The 22,781-nt window shown below is 36.6% G+C and carries 22 protein-coding genes and 1 tRNA gene; 2 read left to right on the forward strand and 21 right to left on the reverse strand.

The window, feature by feature from the left end:
* Positions 1 to 81 precede the first annotated feature (81 nt).
* From pyk to CGC49_RS04100, 7 genes are all read right to left on the reverse strand, one after another.
* The gene (gene pyk, locus CGC49_RS04070; RefSeq protein ID WP_042010550.1) at positions 82 to 1,533 is read right to left on the reverse strand and encodes a pyruvate kinase; all 1,452 of its coding nucleotides are present in this window, start codon (positions 1,531 to 1,533) and stop codon (positions 82 to 84) included.
* Entirely contained in the window at positions 1,527 to 1,997 is a 471-nt protein-coding gene (locus CGC49_RS04075) for an IPExxxVDY family protein (protein WP_042347989.1), read from the reverse strand. Before CGC49_RS04075 ends, pyk begins: the two co-directional genes overlap by 7 nt.
* Before the next feature lie 71 nt (positions 1,998 to 2,068).
* Positions 2,069 to 2,251 (reverse strand): hypothetical protein, encoded by a 183-nt coding sequence (locus tag CGC49_RS04080; protein WP_095911901.1) that lies wholly within the window; start codon positions 2,249 to 2,251, stop codon positions 2,069 to 2,071.
* 198 nt (positions 2,252 to 2,449) lie between these two features.
* Positions 2,450 to 3,016: an LPS export ABC transporter periplasmic protein LptC gene (gene lptC / locus CGC49_RS04085; protein WP_042010558.1), complete on the reverse strand. Its 567-nt coding sequence runs from the start codon at positions 3,014 to 3,016 to the stop codon at positions 2,450 to 2,452.
* Between the two features lie 3 nt (positions 3,017 to 3,019).
* The gene (locus CGC49_RS04090) at positions 3,020 to 4,366 is read right to left on the reverse strand and encodes a tetratricopeptide repeat protein (RefSeq protein ID WP_042010578.1); all 1,347 of its coding nucleotides are present in this window, start codon (positions 4,364 to 4,366) and stop codon (positions 3,020 to 3,022) included.
* Positions 4,367 to 4,388: 22 nt separating this feature from the next.
* Positions 4,389 to 5,672, reverse strand: a complete 1,284-nt coding sequence (locus CGC49_RS04095; protein WP_042347992.1) for a membrane protein — start codon at positions 5,670 to 5,672, stop codon at positions 4,389 to 4,391.
* Between the two features lie 28 nt (positions 5,673 to 5,700).
* The gene (locus CGC49_RS04100; RefSeq protein WP_042344059.1) at positions 5,701 to 6,438 is read right to left on the reverse strand and encodes a type III pantothenate kinase; all 738 of its coding nucleotides are present in this window, start codon (positions 6,436 to 6,438) and stop codon (positions 5,701 to 5,703) included.
* 195 nt (positions 6,439 to 6,633) lie between these two features.
* Here CGC49_RS04100 and CGC49_RS04105 point away from each other — a divergent pair, with 195 nt between their 5' ends.
* The gene (locus CGC49_RS04105) at positions 6,634 to 7,590 is read left to right on the forward strand and encodes a lytic transglycosylase domain-containing protein (RefSeq protein ID WP_042010564.1); all 957 of its coding nucleotides are present in this window, start codon (positions 6,634 to 6,636) and stop codon (positions 7,588 to 7,590) included.
* Between the two features lie 16 nt (positions 7,591 to 7,606).
* On the opposite strand, the gene CGC49_RS04110 is transcribed toward CGC49_RS04105, so the two are convergent.
* From CGC49_RS04110 to CGC49_RS04130, 5 genes are all read right to left on the reverse strand, one after another.
* Complete coding sequence (locus tag CGC49_RS04110) at positions 7,607 to 8,449, reverse strand: prephenate dehydrogenase (RefSeq protein ID WP_095911902.1); 843 nt, start codon at positions 8,447 to 8,449, stop codon at positions 7,607 to 7,609.
* A gap of 59 nt (positions 8,450 to 8,508) precedes the next feature.
* Positions 8,509 to 9,357 (reverse strand): prephenate dehydratase, encoded by an 849-nt coding sequence (locus CGC49_RS04115; RefSeq protein WP_095911903.1) that lies wholly within the window; start codon positions 9,355 to 9,357, stop codon positions 8,509 to 8,511.
* On the reverse strand, positions 9,354 to 9,857 hold the full coding sequence (locus CGC49_RS04120; RefSeq protein ID WP_042010570.1) for a dihydrofolate reductase: 504 nt from the start codon (positions 9,855 to 9,857) through the stop codon (positions 9,354 to 9,356). Before CGC49_RS04120 ends, CGC49_RS04115 begins: the two co-directional genes overlap by 4 nt.
* Positions 9,854 to 10,294, reverse strand: a complete 441-nt coding sequence (locus CGC49_RS04125) for a 2TM domain-containing protein (RefSeq protein WP_042010572.1) — start codon at positions 10,292 to 10,294, stop codon at positions 9,854 to 9,856. The genes CGC49_RS04120 and CGC49_RS04125 overlap by 4 nt, the downstream gene beginning before the upstream one ends.
* 114 nt (positions 10,295 to 10,408) lie before the next feature.
* On the reverse strand, positions 10,409 to 10,972 hold the full coding sequence (locus tag CGC49_RS04130) for a Maf-like protein (RefSeq protein WP_095911904.1): 564 nt from the start codon (positions 10,970 to 10,972) through the stop codon (positions 10,409 to 10,411).
* Positions 10,973 to 11,282: 310 nt separating this feature from the next.
* Between CGC49_RS04130 and CGC49_RS04135 the strand changes: the two genes are divergently transcribed.
* Positions 11,283 to 11,355 (forward strand) — tRNA-Met (locus CGC49_RS04135).
* Between the two features lie 816 nt (positions 11,356 to 12,171).
* Here CGC49_RS04135 and CGC49_RS04140 read toward each other — a convergent pair.
* The 9 genes from CGC49_RS04140 to CGC49_RS04180 all read right to left on the reverse strand — a co-directional run bounded on the left by CGC49_RS04140 (position 12,172) and on the right by CGC49_RS04180 (position 22,715).
* The gene (locus tag CGC49_RS04140) at positions 12,172 to 15,657 is read right to left on the reverse strand and encodes an efflux RND transporter permease subunit (RefSeq protein WP_095911905.1); all 3,486 of its coding nucleotides are present in this window, start codon (positions 15,655 to 15,657) and stop codon (positions 12,172 to 12,174) included.
* A gap of 53 nt (positions 15,658 to 15,710) precedes the next feature.
* Complete coding sequence (locus CGC49_RS04145; protein ID WP_018278253.1) at positions 15,711 to 15,968, reverse strand: hypothetical protein; 258 nt, start codon at positions 15,966 to 15,968, stop codon at positions 15,711 to 15,713.
* Between the two features lie 405 nt (positions 15,969 to 16,373).
* Positions 16,374 to 17,543 (reverse strand): efflux RND transporter periplasmic adaptor subunit, encoded by a 1,170-nt coding sequence (locus CGC49_RS04150; protein WP_041990839.1) that lies wholly within the window; start codon positions 17,541 to 17,543, stop codon positions 16,374 to 16,376.
* Positions 17,544 to 17,554: 11 nt separating this feature from the next.
* Positions 17,555 to 18,388, reverse strand: coding sequence for a Bro-N domain-containing protein (locus CGC49_RS04155; protein WP_095897137.1), 834 nt, complete (start codon positions 18,386 to 18,388; stop codon positions 17,555 to 17,557).
* Positions 18,389 to 18,404: 16 nt separating this feature from the next.
* Positions 18,405 to 19,130 (reverse strand): nitroreductase family protein, encoded by a 726-nt coding sequence (locus CGC49_RS04160; protein ID WP_095911906.1) that lies wholly within the window; start codon positions 19,128 to 19,130, stop codon positions 18,405 to 18,407.
* A gap of 21 nt (positions 19,131 to 19,151) precedes the next feature.
* Positions 19,152 to 19,643, reverse strand: coding sequence for a GNAT family N-acetyltransferase (locus CGC49_RS04165; protein ID WP_095911907.1), 492 nt, complete (start codon positions 19,641 to 19,643; stop codon positions 19,152 to 19,154).
* A 5-nt stretch (positions 19,644 to 19,648) separates the two neighbouring features.
* Positions 19,649 to 20,644, reverse strand: a complete 996-nt coding sequence (locus tag CGC49_RS04170; RefSeq protein WP_095911908.1) for a YhcG family protein — start codon at positions 20,642 to 20,644, stop codon at positions 19,649 to 19,651.
* A gap of 71 nt (positions 20,645 to 20,715) precedes the next feature.
* Positions 20,716 to 22,065 carry a TolC family protein gene (locus tag CGC49_RS04175; RefSeq protein WP_095911909.1) on the reverse strand — a complete coding sequence of 450 codons (1,350 nt, stop codon included), beginning with the start codon at positions 22,063 to 22,065 and terminating at the stop codon, positions 20,716 to 20,718.
* Between the two features lie 41 nt (positions 22,066 to 22,106).
* The gene (locus CGC49_RS04180; protein WP_095911910.1) at positions 22,107 to 22,715 is read right to left on the reverse strand and encodes a TetR/AcrR family transcriptional regulator; all 609 of its coding nucleotides are present in this window, start codon (positions 22,713 to 22,715) and stop codon (positions 22,107 to 22,109) included.
* Positions 22,716 to 22,781 lie beyond the last annotated feature (66 nt).

Below are 22,781 nucleotides of genomic sequence, written 5' to 3' on the forward strand. Positions count from 1 at the left end.
ACAGATACGCTAACTAAAAAGGTATAAAGTCCTTTTTAAAGCATTTAGCATTTCTTATTTTTTCATTTAACGAAAAAGTTTTTATTTCGTTCTAATCGCACATGAGTCAATTTCAGATACCCGTAAAGTATTTACCATTCCTTTTCCTTGAATAGGCATTGCTGCAAGGCTTATCATAATGTCACCCATGTTTACATATCCTTTTTCGTTAGCGATATGGTTCACATCTTCAATAGTTTCATCCGTTGAAACGAAGCGGTCGTAGTAGAACGTAGTTACTCCCCAATATAGGCTTAGTCGGGTTAAAATACGTCGGTTTGATGTGAATACTAATATGTGAGATTTGGGTCTATATGAAGAAATCAATCCTGCAGTGTAGCCACTATTTGTTAATGTCGAAATTACTTTGGCGTTCATTTCGTTAGCCATTGTTGCTGCGTGGAAACAGATAGAGTTCGTTACATAACGATTAGAACGTACAAATGGAGTAATCATTGGTACTTTAATTAAATCAGAATGTTCTACACTGTGAATGATACGGCTCATTTGCTCAATCACTTGTACGGGATATGCCCCTACGGAGGTTTCCCCCGATAACATCACAGCGTCAGCTCCATCCATTACGGAATTTCCTACGTCATTTACCTCAGCACGAGTTGGTGTTAAGCTCGAAATCATACTTTCCATCATCTGCGTTGCGATGATCACAGGAATGTGATTGATTTTTGCTTTACGAACCAATTCTTTTTGAATTAGAGGTACTTCTTCGGCTGGGATTTCTACTCCTAAATCACCACGAGCCACCATAATACCATCGCAGTTCGCCATGATTTTATCAATATTTACCAGAGCCTCTGGCTTCTCAATTTTTGCGATAATCGGAATTTTATATCCTGCATTTTCAGCTATCAAGTCTTTCAAATCCTGAATGTCTCGGCTGTGACGAACAAATGATAAGGCGAACCAATCCACGTCCTGGGTAATGGCAAACAAAGCATCTTTCACATCTTTTTCGGTCAATGCAGGTAATGAAACGTTTGTATTAGGAAGGTTTACACCTTTTTTAGATTTTAAGATTCCCCCTTGGATTACTTTTGCTTCCACTTCATTGACGTTATTAGTAGAAACTACTTCAAAGATAAGTTTTCCGTCGTCAAGTAAAATGCGCTCACCTGGATTCACATCATTCGGAAACTCTTTGTAATTCATATACACACGCTCTTTTGTGCCAACGAAAGGCTCTCCTGTAACGAAAGTAATTCTGTCGTCGGGAGCTACAAAAACTCCTTCTTCCATTACTCCCACTCGGAGTTTAGGCCCTTGAAGATCTGCTAATATCGCTGTGTTGTACCCATATTCCTCATTTACCGTACGGATAAGTCCGATACGCTTCTTTACCTCTTCATAATCAGCGTGTGAGAAGTTAATACGAAACACATTCACACCCGCTTCCACCATTGCTTTAATCGTTTCTAAGGAATCCGTTGCAGGCCCTAAAGTAGCGACTATTTTTGTCTTTTTAATATTTAACATCCTTGAAGTATTAATTTGTTTTTTGTATTTAATGTATATGTATCTATCTCATAAGCAATTACTTGCGTGATTTCATTTACCTTGTCCAAAACATTTTGAGTTTTAAAACGATTGTCACAATCTATTTTTAGAAAAAAATCTACCTTTTTCTTATCTTTCAATAGGTAGGAAGCCGTGTACAAGGAATCAAACAAGAGTCCGCTATCTTTTATGTTATTTTCTACATTTACTTTATTGGAGATGCAATGCCAGTTCACGTCCGACAGTTCGTCATACCATTCAAAATATGGAAATGGCACTGAATTTTGTTCATTTACAATTTTCTTTTTTTTGTTTCTTGAAAGATTGATTTTTAGGTGGTTGTTTAAGAAATAAACTAGCCGAAAATCTTCCAAAGTAGTATGTATGGCAATTAATTTAAATGTGTCATCGAACCAATCATTCGACAATTTATAAGTAGCCATAAAGCCTATTTTTTAGAGATGCAAAGATACAAAATAATCGAAAGATATACCTATCCTTAACAAATATTTGACTATTTGTTTCCTTTTTTACGAGTAAATCGTCTCAGAAGAAACATCCCAAAGGCAACTACTCCAAAAATGAGGTACATATAAAAGTCTTTTGTATCGGTACTATCCCAAAGGCGATATGCTTGAAAAGCAGCGTAAATGCTGATAATCAGATAAGCGTATTCAAAAAATATTCGTGTATTCATGTTTTTTTAAATGATTATTTTGATTTTAGCAAGAGCTTAAAATGCTAGTTTTCGAGTTTATTGATCAGATTTTTCAGTGATTTTAATACAAACTGTTTAATTATATATTAATTACAAATCTATTTTGAGTTTTTTCTTCAAAGGAGGTGATTTTTTTTGATGTTCAACTAAAATCGGTGAAGTTATCAAAGAAAATATTTATTCCTTTTCTTCCACAGCTAAAACTCCAGTGGTTTTATGTGCTTTTACGGTAGAAAAGGCTTTGTCAAAGTCCATTCCAACTCCCTTAGTAACCGTCCCTTTTTTATGATCGGTAAAAGAGAACTCTTGGTCGGTGAAAATCCAATCCGTTTTTTGATCCCAGAATAATTGTTCGGTGGTTAATTTTTTTCCATCGTAGGTAGTCAGAACCACGCTGTCTCGAAGCTCAACCATTTGGGAGTTCATGTAGATAATTCCGTATTTAGCTTCTACCGTATTTTTGTTGTTATCCTTATCGAAAAAATCAACCTGCAATCCGCTTGGAAAATCAGTGAAAGGGAATTGTTGGTTAGAGAAATCGTTACTCAAGGGACTACTCAAAACGGCTATCACTTTAGTTGAGTCCGTATAAATTAATTTGAAATCATAAATTTCACCCTGAGGAAATTTATGGGTAATATTCAGTTCTTGTAGGGTTCGCAAATCGGTAGTACACGAAAAAAGTATTGCCATACAACCAAGTACGGCAATACTTTTAATTTTATGTAATCGTTTGTTAATCATTTTTTACAAAGAAGGCACTTTCACTGATTGACCTACCCAACATTTGAAAGTAATCGTTTTACCTGCCATTCCAGACTCGAAAATATCTACTTTTGAAGGAGCTAAGGCTTCATAGCGAGTCGCTAAACTTTCTAATCCTCCTTTGCGAGCTGTATTGGCAGCTAACCAATAGATAGCTCTTTTCTCAAATGAAGAGTTTCCACACTCGTTAGCACTTTCCGCATAAGCGTTTGCAATTATTCGATAGGCATCAGCATTTGAAGGATTGTATTTCAAAGCTTCTTGTGCATATCTTACTGCATTTGCTTTTGAATATTTAAAAGCAATTTTAGTTAATATTCTTGCCTTTTTAAGGTTGTCGCTTTCCAAACGAACTGATTCGTTATAGTATTCAATAGCTTTAGCAGAGTTTTTATTCTTGTCATTCAATACTCCTAAGTAATAAGCAGATGCTGCTGAAGGAGATAAAGTATGTAGAGAACTTACGATTTTCACGAATAAAGGATCGCTTGTACAATCTTTATCAGACATTTTTCCGGCAGCACGACGTAACCACTCCTCGTTTTCTTTGTTTGCTTCAAAGTTTTTGTTGTAAAGAGGGATTAGGTTATCACAATCCGCTAATTTACCTAACTTAGCATCCACACTTTCTCCAATGGTTTCGTAGTTATCCATACGCTGACGTGAAGTCTCTAAAACCTTTTTATCTTTTCCGTCAATAGTTCCCGCCTCTTCTTGAGCTATGAATTTATTGATAGTTTCTGACAAAATGTTTTTCTCATCTTGAATTTTTTCGCTCACATCATCATAGGTGTTAAATACATCTTGTAATGATTTCTCGTTGCTTTCGTACATGGTTACCAAAGATGAGAAATAGAGGTACAATGCTTTTTCATTTTTAAAATTAGCTTTATCTTCAGTAAACGCTTTGTGAAGCAATTCGTAAATCTGTTGGTTAGAACCTATTTTTTCATCAAAAAGTAGCAAGGCTTCTCTCGTTAAAACATCTGCTTTTGTGATGCGATTAGGGAAATGAGTAAGGTAATCATTGTACAACTTAACCAATTGTTTCACGAAACCATCTTTTTCTGCTCCTGTTGATTTTTGGATTTTGTGTTTTAGAATAGCTTCACCACGCACGTAAACAGCAGCGTTTATGTTTGGGCATGCTTCATAAACTGATTTCCAAACAGGATAAGCATCGTCATATCTCTTCGCTTTTACATCCTCGTTAAATATGGAAAGATTTTGTAAAATTTCGCGGTCTTGTTTGCAGTCTTGTGCTTGAACATCTGCTACATAGAAAGCGCTTACAACAAATGCAGTAGCTAATAAAACTCTTTTTTTCATCTTTTCGTCTGTTTTTATTTTATTATTGATATTTCGTTTTTTGGAACCACTTGTCATTCAAGGTGAATCCTATTTTTAAGTTGAAGTAATTTTCTTTGATCAAATTTTGGTTTAGCGTACCTTTTCTGCCGTACTCAAATCCTGTTGTGATGTTAGAAAATCCTCTTACGGGGAGGCTAACTCCAAAAGATATGCCAAAATCATTAATTGATTCGTTTTTTAATACAATTCCTGTATTCTCAAAACGCAACCCAGCTCGGTAAGTGACTCTTTTCCAATAACTTGATATAGAATTGAATTGAGGTAGGTAAAAACCTCCTATTGATAGTTTGTACGCATCTTCATAACCAACTTGGGTTGTTGTTAAGAACGGATTTGAGAAACGTTTCATATTGGAATAACTGTAATCAATCCCTACGAACCATCTTCGAAATTCGCCTACGCCCACCCCAAAATCGATTTGTGTAGGTAACGTTAATTTGGTTTCTTTTAAGCCTAAATTTAATAAGTCTATTGATTGTGAGTCTATTACGTTTAAACTATTGTTTTGACTTCCTCCCATATATCCCATCGTTGAGATGGTTCTTTCATTTTTTGAAGTCAATTTGCTCTCAGGTGTATACGCTAAAGAGAGACTATATCCTAATTTGTTATCAAATTTACCGTCGTAGAACAATCCCAAATTTGTTGAAAAACCTCTTAGTACTGATTGGCTGTACTCCCTTGTTACGTATTGTACGTCTGAAATTGCTAGATTATCAGTCATTTCAGTTTTTCCAAAATTGAATTTGAACGAAGCCCCAACACGTAAACCTTTGTAAACCGTGTAGCCTACCGAGGCAAACATTTGGTTTACATTTCCAATGCCTTCAAATTCATTTTTTCGAATGACTCCGTTAGTGGTTTGAGTTGATAACAATCGGTATCCTACAGATGAATAAGGTCGTAAACCTATGGAGAAGCCCAATTTTTCAGCAATAGGAAATCCTAATGAAACGTAATTGGCATAAGTCTCTTTACTTTTTACACTTGTTTGATTTGAAGCTATTTTTTTTGTGTCGAATGATAAACCTGCTGAAAATGCGGTAAACTTCAATTTTGCTAATGTTGCAGGATTTTGCATGTTCACACGCGTACTATCAGCATAAACTCCTATGCCCCCCATAAGGCTTTCTTCAATACTGCCATCAGTATTCAATGTTCCAATTCCATAGTAGGAGTAAGGAGATTCAATAGTTTGTTGAGCGTAGACCCCAGAAATGGTCGTGACGAGTGCAAAGATAAAAGCTATTGTTTTATTGTTCATATTGAGTAAAAATCCTTTTTTTTCGTATCTATCTCTCTTTTGTTTGTTCCAAAATTGCGTTTAATCCTTCTAACAGAAAAAAAGATTTTGCAAATATCCGATTTTTTATGTTTTCAACCAAATAAAGATGGTCTCCCCCTGTTAAAATTATCGTTAAATTTTTAAATTGTTGCTCATATCGAGCGATAACACCCTCAATTTCACAAACCACGTTGTGGTACACACCCGATAGCATACAATCCCTTGTCGATTTTCCAATAAAATGGCTAATGTCGAAGTTTTGTTGCTCTATCAGAGGTAGTTTTGACGTAAATTCATGCATGGCTCTCAATCGCATCTGTATTCCAGGAGCAATTGCTCCTCCAACGTACACACCTTCAGAAGTCATCATGTCAAAGGTAATACAACTTCCAGCGTCAATGACCAATACATTCTGATTAGGAAACTGATTGACCGCCGCTGCCATTAACGCGAGTCTGTCCACACCTAATGTTTTTGGAGTAGCATACTCGTTCAGAAAGGGCATTGGAGTTTCGGAGTTTACAAACACAAGTTGTTGTATTTTAGCATTCAAAAATGAATAACGACTTTCAGCATCTTTTACCACTGAAGCAACAATTCCTTTTTTTATAGGATGATTATCAATGATATTGCTGATTTTTTCAGCATAGTCCACATCCGAAAAAACCTCATTAACTATTAGGGTTTGTTTTTCAAATAAGGCTACCTTTATTTTCGTATTCCCCTGATCAATGATTAAATTCATCGCAAAATCGTTATTTGATGTAAACCTAGTTTGCAAAAGTAAACAATATAATCATATAAATGGACGTTTTTTGTGTTTTTTTAAATTCACCGTCTGAAATAATTTTGGTTTTCCATTTTTTTTATACGAAAAAAAGTAAGAAATTTGCCGGTTGTAAGTGTTAGGTTTGTACTCAACTTTAAAAAATCCATCAATATGGCAATTATTCGTACTTCTTTTTATTGCTTAGCCATTGTTGTTATGTCCGGCTTTCTGATTAATGCCGTAGCAGTTAAGCAAGATAAAAATAATATTTTTCAGCAAGAAGATTATTCGCAATACGATATATCAAAAGGGTATGACGCCCAAAACGTAGAAAAGCGTTATAACGTTTACGCTATTGATTTGCCTACTTCTCTTGATTTTGCTGGGGAGCGTGTTCCTATTGAAATTCCTGACGTGTACGAACGTTTGGACAGAGAATTTTTGGTAAATACGTACTGGCAATCAAATGGATTGCTGTTTTTGAAACGCTCCAATAAATATTTTCCAATTATTGAGCCTATTCTCAAACGAAACAATGTCCCTGATGATTTCAAATATTTGGCTTTGATTGAAAGTGGTCTTATGGATGTAGTTTCTCCTTCAGGAGCAAGTGGATTTTGGCAATTTATGAAACCCGCTGCTATTGAACATGGACTTGAAGTTAATAATAATGTTGATGAACGTTATCATGTGGAGAAAGCAACTCAGGCTGCTTGTGATTATTTAAAAAAGGCAAAAGAAAGTACAGGAAGCTGGACAATGGCTGCTGCGGCCTACAACGCCGGAATTTCGGGAATGAAAAATCAGATGAATGCTCAGCAAACAACTGATTATTACGATTTGTGGCTAAATTCGGAAACATCTCGTTATGTTTTTAGAATTTTAGCGGTAAAAGAAATTATGAAGAATCCAGCGAAATACGGTTTTAATTTTGAAGCCAGACACCTCTACAATGAAGTACCGACTTACAGTGTCAAGGTTGATACATCAATCACAGATCTAACGGATTTTGCAAAGAAACATAATATCACTTATAAAGAACTAAAACTCCACAATTCGTGGCTCCGTAGCCGAAAGTTGGAAAACAAATCCGGAAAAGTATACTACATCAAAATTCCTAAGAGATAAAATATTGGATTTGAGTCTATTTTTGTAGTACTTTTTTAATGTAGTTGATTTCTTTTATGGTTTTTCTAATATTTTCATCATCTTCATTTTCAATAAGTTGTTTGAAGGTTTGAAGGTTTTTGATGTACTCCTCCAGTGATCTAAGCACATGTTTTTTGTTTTCTAAAAAAATAGGACTCCATGTGCTTGGTGAGCTTTTAGCTAACCGTGCAGTCGATGCAAAACCTGTACTTGCCATATCGAAAATTTGTTGTTCGTTGCGTTCAATATCTAACACAGTTTGTCCCAATACGAAAGAAATTACGTGTGAAAGATGCGATACATAAGCGGCGTGTAAATCGTGATCGTGAGCAGGCATCATTTTTACTCGCATGTTCAGTTTTTTAGAAATTTCAATCGCTTTATCCAAATGTTTCCAGTGGCTTTTTTCTGTGTCGCACAAAACCATTACTTTTCCGTCAAAAAGGTCGTACACAGCAGACTCTGGCCCTGAAAATTCAGTTCCTGCTAAAGGATGTCCAGCTACGAAATGACTTCTATTTGGGTGATTTTCAACATGATTACAGATTCGCTCCTTCACCGAACCTACGTCAAATACTAAGGTTTGTTCGCCTACGTAGTCTAATGCTTTCGCAACCACTTGCGGAGTGATGTGTACAGGAACCGAAATGATGACTACATCAGCTTCTTTAATAGCTTCGTAATCAACCTCATTGTCGATGATTCCTAATGCCATAGCTTTGTTAATATGTGCAGGATTAGCATCTATACCCCAAAGGGTATAGCCACATCGTTTTCGTAGTTCTAATGCAATAGACCCGCCAATGAGTCCTAAACCAATGATAACAGCTTTGTTCATTTTTTTCTTTTTTATAAAGGCAGATTGTAGACCTAATAATATTTACCCACAACTTTATATTAATTACCTATTTTTGAGATATTTGTATTTTTTGATTCGTAAATTCCTAAAACCCTGAAATTTTCCGCCATGATGGATAACAATTTATAGGCTTTTTCAAAATCTTCGTATTTTTCGAAAATAATATCTACAAAGAAAGCATACTTCCAAGGAGTTTCAATAATTGGTAATGACTGAATTTTGGTCATGTTGATGTTACAGTCACTGATAACATTCAATACCGTTGCCAAACTTCCTCGTTTGTGGTCGACCTGAAACTTTAAGGAAGCTTTCGTTAGTTTGCTTTTCTCAGTTTTGTTTTCAGAAAGACTCAATACAACAAATCGAGTAGAATTGACTTTCATAGTTTGAATACTGTATTGTATGATTTCTAAACCATACAATTCAGCAGCTGATTTTGAGCCGATTGCTCCGATGTTTTTTAGTTTTTGTTCTCTAATACGACGTGCAGTCGATGCTGTGTCAGTGTCTTCTACAAGTTTGATGTTTGGAAAATCCTCAAAAAATTGTTTACATTGCAAAAGAGCCATAGGATGGGAGTGAACCTCTTGTAAATCCTCCCATTTTTGGTTTGGAAACATCATTAAATTTTGTTGAATATCAATGTAATGTTCCTTGATAATATGCAACTGGAAGCGATCAATCAACGCATAGTTAGGTAGGATAGATCCTGCAATACTGTTTTCTAAAGCCATTACAATCAAATCAGATGAATTATTCAAAAGGCTTTTTACCGTTTTATCAAAAGAATCGCACTCAACAATCTCAATATTTTGTCCTAAACATTCCGTGGCAGCTTGGTAGTGAAAAGAACCTTTAATCCCCTGAATAGCTACTTTTGGTGTCATTTTGCGTTTTTCTTTTTTCGTTCGTAAGTTTCGTAAGTAAAGTTGTATTGATGTTGCTGGTCTTTTTCAACATGTTGAGAATGGACTATTTCCCATTCATTTATGTCTATTTTTGGGAAAAACGTATCGGCATCCTCAAATGAAGCGTGTACTCTTGTTAGTTCAATCCTGTCGGCTAAGGGTAATGCTAAATTATAAATTTCTCCACCTCCAATCACAAAGGGCGAAGTATCCAATTGATAAGCTTCTTCAATTGCTTTTTCGAGTGTACTAACCACCATACAACCTTTGGCAACGTAGTCCTTCTGTCGTGTGATGACAATATGAGTGCGATTTGGAAGTAGTTTCGGGAAGGTTTCAAAAGTTTTTCTTCCCATTATGATGCAATGTCCTGTGGTCAATTCCTTGAAACGTTTAAAATCTTTGGGTAAATGCCAAGGTAGATCTCCTTTCTTCCCTAAGGCATCGTTTTCAGAAGCCGCTGCAATGAGTGTTATCATATTCTTTGCGTATTTTGTTCAGAAGAAATGTTTTGCTCAAGATTTGTATTCTGTTCTTTCAGGAGTTCTTTTGCGACTTGTTCTTTTTGCTTCTCGAATTCTTTTTCTATGGCAACTTCCATCTTTAAGATTTTCTTCTGCTGTAACTCTACCAAACGTTCACGTTGTTTACGCTCCCACTCTTTGCCCATAAATCTATTGATAAGGAAAACGTTAATGACATGTAGTAAAAAAAGAAACGTCCAGATCATAATGCCCCAAATATACCAATTGTAGGCGATGCCATAATCCAAAATACGATTAATTACGTACATGAAGATACATCCCAAGATAAAAACAAAAAAGTGGAATGTAAGCATTTTTTTTTGTTTGATGCGCTTTTGAGCTTCCTCAAACAAAATGTGTTGATTGGTGTCGATTTTGATATTTTCTGCCATAACTGATATAATTAGAGTTTCAAAAGTACAACTTAATCTATTCTTAGCAAATTAATTAACATATTTTTTTGTCTTAAGATACTTGTCCTCAGAAACTGTTGCATATCTTTTGTGTTAAAGTAATTCTTGTAATGTTTTGTAAACCAAATGCGTAGGTAGTCCAATAACGTTGTTGTACGAACCTTCAATATTTTCCACACCAATGTAACCTATCCATTCTTGGATCCCATAGGCTCCCGCTTTGTCGTATGGTTTATAGTTTGTTAGATAAAAGTCTATTTCTTCTTTGGACAGAGTTTTGAAAGTAACTTTAGTGGTGCAATATACCGTTTTTTGAGTTTTTGTAGTAGTGAAACATACCGAAGTGATAACCTCATGTTGTCTACCTGAAAGGGATTGAAGCATAGCAACACCTTCTTCATAATTTTTAGGTTTTCCTAATGCCTGATTTTCAATGCATACAATAGTATCGGAGGTGATTACAATTTCATCATCGTTCAAGGTGTCTTTAAAAGGTGTTGCTTTCAGTTCAGCTAAAAAATTAGTAATCTGCTCCCGAACCAAGTTTTGAGGGTAAATTTCATCAACGGGCTTTATAACGATTTCATAGTTCAAATGGAGTTCATTAAAAAATTGTTGACGACGAGGAGACGCTGATGCTAAAATGATTTTTTTCATTATTACATGAAGTGTTATTTAGTCGCAAAAATATAAAAATGTTTTGAAATGAAGTTTTCATAAGGCAATAAAAGGTTAGAGGAACTCACTAAAAATTCACTTAACCGAATGATGCTACTGAAATATCTTCTCCAAATTTTTACTCTTCAAAATGATTTTTTAATTAATGCATTCATAATTAGGACTTTATACATTAGAGAGAAATATCATTAATATCAGGTTTTTCTATATAACTTGGTGATGCATGAAATAAAAAAATCACTTTTTTTTTGGATGTATCAAAAAAGGTTGTATATTTGCACTCAGAAATCGCGGGATAGAGCAGTAGGTAGCTCGTCGGGCTCATAACCCGAAGGTCACAGGTTCGAGTCCTGTTCCCGCTACTTTTTAAGCGTAATAAATTGATAAACAATTTATTACGCTTTATTTTTTTTTACCATTGAGACAAAATTGGGACAACTATTGGAGATTCGGTTAAAATGACGTAAAGTTAACTTTCTGATAAAGTTACTTCGTTCAAAAATAAGGAAGTATGGTAGTTTCCAAGGAAATTATCCAATCTTCGGCATGTGATTTTTGTTTCTATTGTGGAACTTTCTCAATTATTTTTGTATTGTTGCTTATTTTTTTTTGCTATTAATACGGTATATAAGAACAATAGTTCTAAAGGAATGGTCTCGTGATCTTTTAAGAATGAAGCAAAATCTTGTGTCATTGGAGAGCAGGGCGATATGTTACCAATCATGATGGAAAATTTAATATATTTCTACCTTTGTCTACTTTCTTGCTTTTATGTTAAATTACCGATTTACTATGCAAAGGGAAAGTCCATCAATATTGGTGATAGGGGTAAAATCCTTTGGAGTGTATATGCGGGTGCGAAAATTATTACAGAGTCCTGTTCCTTCCTCAGACTTCAAAGTCAATAAAAGTACTCAAAAAAGAAAAATCCAGCAGTTTCGATAAAAACTACTGGATTTTTTGTGTTTGACTTTCAACCTCTTATTACAAAATGAAAGTTTACGAATACACTCATTTTGAGATTATTACCAATAATTTATTCCATCACATAGGCACATAATTTCGAGTCTATTTTAATCTATCTATGTGCCTTTTAAAACTCAAAGTAGAAATCTTGTTACTTGTTTCTTGACACTTTTAACTTTATCCTTTCTACTTTATCCTTTTAACTTGTCTCTTTATTTCTCTACCAGAATTGTATTTCCTTCATTATCTTGTTTGTAAACCTTTCCAAAGCGGTTTGAAAATTTTGAAGTCAGGTAGAACATCACCGGAACGACAATCAGCGTAAGAAATGTTGAAAATACCAGTCCGTAGATAACCGTCCACGCCAATGGTCCCCAGAAGATAACGTTATCTCCTCCGAAGTAAATATTCGGATTTAGTGAATCAAATAGCGTAAAGAAGTTAATATTAAACCCAATGGCAAGAGGTATTAGCCCCAGTACGGTGGTAATAGCAGTAAGCAAAACAGGACGCAAACGAGCTTTTCCGCCCGATACGATAGCATCGTAAACCGACTGATTATCAATTTTATCATACACAGTCAAGCCCATTGTTGCTTTTTTGCGATCGATAAGTAGTTGTGTATAATCGAGCAGTACCACACCATTGTTTACCACAATTCCCGCCAAAGAGATAATTCCCATCATCGTCATCAGAATCACAAACGGTTGTCCCGTAATGATTAATCCTAAGAAAACTCCCGTAAAGCTGAGTAATATGGTAATGAAAATCAGCGTTGGTTTCACTATCGAGTTGAATTGATACACCAAAAGGAACACAATCAGTCCCACGGCGATAAGCAAAGCCGTTGAAAGGAAAGCCATTTCCTTGTTTTGTTCCTCAATCTGTCCAGTAAAATCAATTTTGATTTCTTGCGGAAGGTCGAAGTTTTTCATCTCTTGCTGAATTTGCCTTACAATAGCACTCGCATCGCTAAATCCAGGGCTTAAAGCCGAATACAACGTTACCACCCTATCGGTTTTGTTGTGTTTTATCGTACTGAACGACGAGGTATTTTTATATTTCGTTACAGAAGATATCGGAACGTGTCGCCATTCCCCAGTATTGGCATCTTTAAAGATGATATGTTGGTCGAACAAAACATTGGTATTGTAGCGGTCTGCCTGATTAAAACGAACGTAAATATCGTAGTCGTCGCCTTTTTCTTTGTAAACCCCTGCTTTCTCCCCAAATACGGAACGACGCAACTGATTGGAAATCTGCCCGACAGAAACCCCTAATTCCCCTGCTTTTACGCGGTCGATTTCAACCTCTATGGCAGGTTTATTTTTGTTGACATCTATTTTCAGCTCATCAATTCCTGCTATGTTTTTCTGTTTGATAAAATCACGCATACGCTCGGCGGTAACAATCAGTTCATTGTAATCTTCGCCACGAAGTTCGATGTTTATCGGATGCCCAGCAGGAGGTCCGTTTTGGTCTTTTTCAACCGAAATGGAAACCCCGGGGTAAACGCCCCTTAAATCGGATTGAATTTTCGCCCGAAGCTCTTCCGAATCTTGTCCGCGACGGTATTTAAACTCCCGAAGCGTTACAGTAACCTTCCCACGGTTAGGCATCTCTGCCGATGAAGCTCCGTCGGTGTACGGATTGCCTGCTCCTTCACCCACTTGAGCCACAGCCGATTCTACCATAAAGTTGTAATCACCATCGCGGTATTGGTCGCTATTGAGTAGCGTATATATTCGTTTTTCGATGTCTTGAGTTACTGCGTTGGTTTTCTCAATGTCTGTTCCTTCAGGATATTCGATGTAAACGATAATTTGATTGGGTTTGTTATCAGGGAAGAAGTTTATACTTGTACGCCCTGTCCCAACCGACCATCCAAACAACACAAACGACACGACAAGCAACGCCACAGTGGAAACAACCATTATATACGGATTCTTCCCGCGAAGTGTAAAACGAAGGGTTTTCTCATACATATCCTCCATTCTTGTAAGTACTTTCTTTTGGAAACTATCCGCAAGCCCTTTGATGCAATATTTGTACGCCCATAGTGAAATAATCGTGAAGTAAATCACCGTTCCTAAGCCGCGTACGGCTCCCCCGACCAGTATTATGAACGTTCCGATGACGAAAAGTAATATACTGATCCTTACCAGCTGTTTTACGCTGAGTACTTTCTCCTTAATGTCCATAAATTCGGATACTAACATCGAGTTGAAGAAGATTGCCACGAAGAGCGACGATCCCAACACGATGGAAAGCGTTAAAGGGAAGTACATCATAAAGTCCCCCATAATGCCAGGCCACATTGCCAAAGGTAGAAATGCCCCAACGGTGGTTAAGGTAGAAATGATAATCGGTACGGCGACCTCCCCGATGCCTGCCTTCGCTGCTTCATAGCGGCTCATTCCTTCTTTTTCCATCAATCGGAATACATTCTCGACTACCACGATTCCATTGTCCACAAGCATTCCCAGTCCCATAATAAGTCCGAAGAGAATCATCGTGTTGAGCGTATAGCCCAAAGCATTGATAATCATAAAGGACATAAACATCGACATCGGTATGGCAAATCCTACAAAAAGTGCGTTTCTAAAGCCCAAAAAGAACATCAGTACGCCCACAACGAGAAATACCCCGAAAATGACGTTGTTGCTGAGGTCACTTACCATATTTTCAGTCTGTTGAGATTGGTCGTTGGCAATGGTTATTGATAAATCTTTCGGAAAATCGCTTCGCATTTCGGCTACTAATTCTTTGATTTTCTCACTCGCCTGAATCATATTTTCGCCCGAACGCTTTTTCACGTCGAGCATCACCACGCCCTGACCAAATTCACGAGCATACGTGGTTTTGTCCTTATCTCGGAAAGAAACTTCGGCAATATCGCCCAAGAATACGATACCTTTTTCCGACTTTACGATAAAGTTTTTCAAATCGGAAGGTTGCTCAATTTCGCCCACCATTCGTATGGTACGTCTTTGCCCCGAAGCGATGAGATTTCCGGCAGACATTGTTACATTCCCTCTGCCAATGGCGTTAATCACATCGTCGATGCTCACCTTCGATGCCATCATTTTGTACATATCAATGGCAACTTCTACCTCTTTTTCCTGAGCTCCGCGAATGGTAGCTTCTTTTATTTCGGGCAGATTTTCAACTTTCTTTTGCATCTGCTCGGCAAATTCTTTGAGCTTGGCGGTAGGGTAATTTCCGGCAATGTTTACATTCAAAATCGGGATAAATTCCGAGATGGTAATGTCAAACACATTGGGTTCCACTTTCGCCCCGTTGAAGGTAGGCCAATCCTCGTTGGATACTTCTTTATCCACCTCATCTTTTACTTTTTGCAATGCACTTTCGATGGTGATTTTCTCGGTAAATTCGAGGGTTATCATTCCGTAATCTTCCTGTGAGGAGGATTGTATTTTTTTGAGATTACTTACCCCTTTGAGTTTCTCTTCCAATGGGTCAATAATCAGTCTTTCAATGTCTTCGGCGGTATTGCCCGGATAGACAACACTGACGTAAATCTTCGTATCTTTAATTTCCGGAAAGCTCTCGCGAGGCATATTCATATACGCCAACATTCCGGCAAGGAAAAAGATAAAAATCATCACGTAAATGGTGAATTTGTTGTCAATTGCCCAAGACGACATCTTGAACTCTTTATCTTTGATACTACTCATAGTATGATATGGGTTTTATTTCTTTATTATGTTGATTATTGTTGTGATTTTAGCTATTCGTATAGCATTGCACCTTTAAAAATATCGGCAAAAACGCTCCAATTAGGAATATCTGCATCAATATGCTGATTGGTGTTGATGTAATACTGCTGAACATCTTCTGTATATCGGCTTAGGGCGTCCAGAAAATCAGGTAATGTGGTGTTTTCCCAATCCTGCGGATGATGTTCAAGATTATTTTTAAGCATTTCCAAAAACTTTGCGAAATCCTCACGGGTGTTTACTTCTATTTGATGAATATTTGAGTTCATATTCTACATTTATTTTTAGAATCATCGTTACCAATTCTATTTTTACCTGATATAAATCGATTTTTGCCGCTCATCAATAAATTTTTACCAATAATAATTGAATATTTACTTGTCAGAAATGGATTTTTACCGGTCAGAATTCATTTCCTGTTGGTCGGAATTCATTTCCTGTCGGTCAAAATCGATTTCTTGTTAGTCAGAATTGATTTCCTGTTGGTCAGAATCGATTTTCTTTCGGTCGAAATTCATTTCTTGTCGGTCGGAATTGATTTCCTTTCAGTCAGAATCCATTTCTTATTGGTTAGAATTGATTTTCTTTCGGTTGAAATTGATTTCTTGTCGGTCAGAATCGATTTCTTGTCAGTAAAAATTCATTTCCTGTCGGACGAATCAAAAATCTGAACCTTACAAAGTTGAAACACGTTGTCCTTCTTGCACACTTCTCGCTCCTTCGCGAATAACTTTATCTCCTTTTTGAATTCCTGACAGAATTTCGGTAAATCCGTTTTGCGTTTTTCCGGTAGAAATCACAACACGCTCAGCAACGTACTGATTTTCATTGTCTCCTTTTTTGGCAAGAAAAACATATTGTTCGCCTTGTGCATTTTCCGAAATGATATCCGTTGGCAGTAAGATAGCTTCTTTGTTCTGATAATCATTTACTTGCAAACGAGCCGTCATATTAGGTTTGATAGCGTTATTTTTGTTAGGCAAACGGATTTCAACCTTAAATGAACGATTTGCAGGATTGATAAAATTGGAAACTTGGCTTATTTTGGTGTCGAGTTGTTCGCCCAAAACGGAAATATCCACTTTGGCTTGTGAACCTTTTTTTACGTTAGCGACGTACTGCTCAGGCACTTCCGATTCCAAATACATATCCGATAAGTTTACGAGTCGAAGTACAGGCATTCCAGGGGCAACCACCGTTCCAACGTCGGTTATCACGTCGTCAATTACTCCCGAAAACGGAGCGTAAATGTTGGCTTTGGCAACCTGTTTTTGCATCTGTTCCACAGCACTTTGTTGCGTTTCGTAAGCCGATTTGGCTTGTAAATATTGAATTTCCGACCCGATTTTATTCTCCCACAATCGCGATTGACGCTCAAAAGTAGTTTTTGCTAATTCGGCTTGGATTTTCAGTTGAGCTAATTGTTGGGAAATTCCCCCATCTTGAATTGATGCCAGAAGTTGTCCCTTTTGTACGTTTTGTCCTTTTTGTACGTGTATTCTTTCCAAAACGCCTCCGAATTCTGCATTTAGGGTGATATTTTGAGTGGTTTTTATCGTTCCTTGCAACTCCAAAAAGTGATTGAAAAGCGTGTCTTTCACTTCCAAAAGCGATACCAACACCTGAGCCGACCCCTCTTCGGGGAATTTGCTGAGAGAAGCATCAAGGGAAGCGATTTGCGTTTCGAGTTCTTTTATTTTTGCAGAAATTTCATCTCTTTTCTGACGGATTTCCGTTTTTGAACCTTTCGCGATGACCTCTTCCACCGACGGATTTTTGGTTTCTCCGCACGATGCCAACAACACCAAAGCGGAAACAATAAGCTGAATGTTAATGTATTTCATTATATCTGATTTTATTTGTTGTTTGAATTATTTTTGTTTTGTAACATTTTTTTTGCACTTGCCGAAGAAACTACTTTTTTGCCTGTTCGGGCTTCAAGCTCTTCCCGAGCAACTTTGGCAACATTACCACCCTGCTGAGCCACAGCGATGTTTTGCTCAAAGGTTTCGGGTTGTGTGGCTTGTGAAATATCTTTGGTGGAGGCTTCGGCTAACATATTTAAAATAAGCTCCGTGTTAGTCATATTATCTCGCAAATTTTCTTTTTTCAATCCTTTAAGAACTTTGTATTCTTTGGTGGTTTTGCCTGACCAAGTTTTGGTAATAATATCGGTTAGGGTGGCGAATTGTTGTCCTTCTTTTACACCTCGTTTTTTCCACTCGTCGGTAAGTTCTTTACGAATTTCAATGCTTTTTAGCCGTTGGTTAATCCAATTTTCGGAATACCCGAGTTGAAGATATTGCTGTAAAGCTCGGTCTATGGAAATTTCGGGGTCTTGCATTTCGTCCAAACGTTCGCTACCTACCTGAGCCAGCCAAAGTTTAAAAGGTTCGGCTTTGGGTGAGGGTACGGATTGGATAAGCCTTAGTAATTGTTCAGTATCAGCAACATCAGTTTTATAATATTTTCCATCAGAAGAAAGCATTTTCAGTTGACTACAATTTGTAGCCAACTCACTTCCTTCTTTTTTTAAACGTGTTTTTAGAACACTCCAATACTTTCTTGGATTGGGGCTTTCGGTTAAAACCTCAATCACATCAACGATGGAAAACCACCATTTTTCCTGTTGTTCATCCCATTGCGAACGTACTTTTTTCTGTTCGAATATTTTTATGTTATTTTCCATTTTCTTTGTCAACTTTTTACACCTGATGATATATCTCTTCAAACGGAATGCGGAATCTTTCGCCCCAAATGCCGCCCTCTTTTCGGATGCCACAAGTGATAATCATATTGATTTCTGTATCGGAAGGAAGTTTTAACGCTTTTTTTACCAATTTGCTATCAAATCCTTCTAACGGACAGGTATCGTATTGTTTTTCAGCCATTGCTATCATAAAAGTTTGTACTGCCAATGCACAACTTTTATGTACCACGGTTCGTACTTCGGCTTCGGACACTTGTCTTACTATCGGGCGAAATAGTCCGATGCTTAGCACCATTATTTTGCGAACCCAACCTAACAAACCGAAACATCTGCGATATAAAAAAGGCATCAATTTGCCATAATAGGTTTCTCGGTCTTTTATTCTCTTGGCTTGTCTTTCCGAAGGGCTGTTGCGTTGTACATTGCCTTTTTCAAACTCCAAAATGGCTTTAGCTCTTTCTTTATATAAATCTTGCCGAGTGACGAAAACCACCATTTGCTGAGCCGTTTTTGCAGCACTTTGCGACAAACAGGCTTCGGTTAGTTTCGCCATAACGGATTTATCTGTAATATGATAGGCTTCCCATAGTTGCATATTGGAGCTTGTGGGAGCGAGCTGTGCCAATTCCAAACATTCGCGGACTTTTTCTGTTTCGATAGGTTGGGTTTCGTCATACAAACGCACGGCACGACGGTAGTTTAATATATCTTTTAGGGTCATAATTTTTTCCGTAAAGGTGTTTTACTTTTTGATTTTCAATCGGAGAATTTCACCGGGCAATCCGTCAAAATCTTTGTATTCTTGGTGTTCAAAATGATTGTTTGTTAATATCTTCCTTGAAGGAATGTTTTTAGGGTCAATAATAGCAAAAAGTTCCTCTATTTGCGGATGATTTCGGGCAAAATCAATCAATCGTTTGGCGACTTTTCCTGCAAAGCCCTTGCCCCAAAATTCGGGTAAAATCATATACCCCAATTCGGCTTCTTTGCTTTCTGATGTTTCAACCTCTAATTTGGTAAATCCTATAAAAGATTGATTTTCAGGATTTATGATTTTAAAAATTCCAAAATCGGGATGTATTTGGTTTTTCGTCAATTCCTTATCAAAGTCACTTTTCGCTTCCTCTAACGGAATGGCTCGTTCGGTAATCATCTCCATTACACGAATATCGCCTACCAATTGAAAGTAATGCTCAAAATCTTTATCTTCAAATTTACTTAAAATAAAATCCATAGTTTTTACAACAATTTTTCCAATTCTCTTTCTAATTCTTTTTTTTCAGGAAGATATAATTGATATTTACTTACAAAAAGCTGATTGCTAATGTTTTCTGTTGCATATTCTACCAAAATATGATCTTTGTACGCTCCTAATACAATACCTATTGGCTGATTATCTCCCTCTACATTTTCTTCCTTTTGAAAATAATTTAGATATAAATTCATCTGTCCTATGTCTTGGTGATTTACCTCTCCTCTTTTCAAATCTATAAGCACAAAGCATTTTAAAATACGATGGTAAAATACCAAATCTACATAAAAATGATTTCCTGAGAGAGAAATTCTGTATTGTCTTTTAACGAAAGTAAATCCTTTTCCTAATTCCATCAAGAAATCTTGTAAATTAGAAATCAATTTACCTTCCAATTCGCTTTCCAAATATTGATGTTGCATCGGAAGATTCAAAAATTCCAAAACATAAGGGTCTTTTAATATATCTTGGGCTTTGTGTATTTCTTGTCCTTTTTCAGCCAATTCCAAGATACCCTTTTTATCTTTGCTCAACGCTAAGCGATGAAAAAGCATACTTTTCATTTGCCTTTTAAGTTCCCTTACACTCCAACTGTCTTTTTCTGCCTGAATGGTATAGAACTTAATTGCCAAAGGTTGCTCTGCTTTTAGAATTTCAAAATAATGAGACCAACTCAATTTGTGAGACAATGTCTCACTATTTGGGAAGTTTATATATAATTTTCTCATATAAAATAAGTTAGATCTACTAAATCCTTTCCCATACGCAGTGGTTAAGTCTTTGGATAATCGTTCTAACAATTCACTTCCGTAAGTTGCTTTTTCTTTTCCTTTTTGTTCAAACTCTACAATGTATCTACCTATTAACCAATAGGTATGCACCAAAATTGTATTAACAGAAGTAGCAGCTTGCTCTCTTCCTTTTTTAAGTAAGTTTCCTATTTCTGAAACTAAATTGGTATAACTTGTAGGTTCGATATTCATAATTTTGATTTTTATGCAGAAAACGCTTTTATTCTAAACAAAATTTCATTTTTCGATTTTCTTTAGTCTTTTTAGTTTTTTTGATTTGTCTGTAACGATTTTAAAACTTCTTTTTTATTCAGCACATTAACCATCGATTGCAGAAATTCCTGCTGAGCGGCGTAGAGTTGCAATTGAGCTTGACGCAGGTCGAAACTCGTTGCCAAACCTTCGGTGTATTTGATTTGATTTTTGTTTTCGATGCGTTTTGCCAAATTCAGATTTTCACGCAAAGTATGATGTTCTTCAATGGCAAACTGTAAGTCGCTCAACGCTTTATCGTGTTGCATTTGTAACTGCTGTTTTGCCAAATTCAAATCGTTTTTTGATTTTTCTAACTCAATTTGAGAGCGTTGTACTTTACTTGAACGCATAAACGAACTGAAAATCGGAATTTCCAAACTTACACCAAAAAGAGCACTCCCGAACCATCTTTTGTTTGTATCGAAAAATGAAAATTTGTCGTCAAAAGCATTGTAGGCTCCGTTAAGGAAAGCACTCAAACGAGGCAAAGATTGACTTTTTTCAAACTTTACCAACAACTCCTGCGAACGTACACTATTGGAAGCAATTTTAAAATCAATATTTGATTCCAAATTGAAATTGGTTTCATTTTCAATACTTTCAACTACGGTTTGTGTGGTGAGTTGCTCCAAATTGTCTTTCAATTCCACGCGGTCGTCCAAATTTAACCCCAAAGTGATGTTAAGCATTTTTTTGGAAAGTTCGTACAAACGCTTGGTATTGTTCAGGTTATTGCTGATGTTGGCAAGGGTGATTTGAAGTTGTTCCACATTTTCTTCTTCGCCCAATCCGTTTTCAAAAATGGCTTTGGTTTCGGCGAGATTTTTCTCCAAAACACGTTTGTTTTCTTCTAAAATTCGGATACTTTCTTCCGAAAGAAGTACATTGGCATAAGCATCGACAACGGTTTTTCGCAGTTCGATATCGCTTTTTTGTTTGGAAAGTTCTGAAATCTGTAAATACACCTTAGCACTCTGCAAACCAACGAGATAAGAACCGTCAAAAATCAATTGCGAAAGCGTAGCAGAAGCATTTACGTTTTGCTTTGTCCCGAAAGTGGCTTCGGCAAATTCGCCTTTTTGTCCTCCGAAAAATTCTGCCGGAATAAGCGTAACTTGTTGTTTTAAAAAGTGTTGATAATCCACTTTTGCATTGATTTGAGGCAATCCGGTAGCAGTGGCTTCCCATTTCTTTTTTCGGGCAGCCTCAATGTCTGCTACTGCATTTTTGGATTTTAAATTGTTTTCAATGGCAAAAGTAACGGCTTCTTCCAATGAAAAATGATATGTTTGAGTCTCTTGCGAAAATCCTGACAATCCGTAGAAAATCAGTAAAATAAAAATAAATTTATGATTCATTGTATTTATTATGAATTTTTTAATTGTATGATTTTTAGTTTTTAATTCTTTTTGTCTCTTCTTAAAATTTCTTCCAAGGTGGTAACTCCTTTCGGGGTGGCGATGGCTCGAATGTGATATTCCAAATAACTTGTCGAGATGATATTTTTGTCATAATCCTTGAAAAAGAGCAAATCATTACCCGATTCAATCATAATGTGCAAGTACAATCGCATCGTAAAATCCAAGTTGATATCTTTTCTGTACATTCCCAATTCGATACCTCTTTTTAAGTTTTCCAGAATTAATCCACCAACTTCTTCCAACTGTTTGTTTTTCATTTCCTTATATATTTTCGGATAATACTTTTGTAGCTGTTTTTGAGGTGAATTATTCACAATTACAGGCTGACACGAAAAGAAACGCTCCACTTCGTAAAGTTGCTCAATTGGGTTTTGCCTGTTGGTCATAATTGCTTTGGTTTGCTCGTTGAGTTCCTTGCTAACGTACAGAACTACTGTTTGGATAAGGTCGGTTTTATCCTTAAAGTGATTGTAGAGCGTTTTTTTAGAAACTCCTGCTTTTCGGGCGATATCGTCCATCGTAACAGATTTTATGCCTAAATCAATGAAAAGGTCACGTGCTATTGTAATGAGTTGTTCTTTTGCCATCGTTCGAATTTTTCAGCGCAAATATACCAAGGAAACTGAAAACGAGACTTTAGTTTCCGCGTTTTA

This window comes from Capnocytophaga sp. H4358, assembly GCF_002302515.1.
In the GTDB taxonomy this organism is placed as follows: domain Bacteria; phylum Bacteroidota; class Bacteroidia; order Flavobacteriales; family Flavobacteriaceae; genus Capnocytophaga; species Capnocytophaga canis.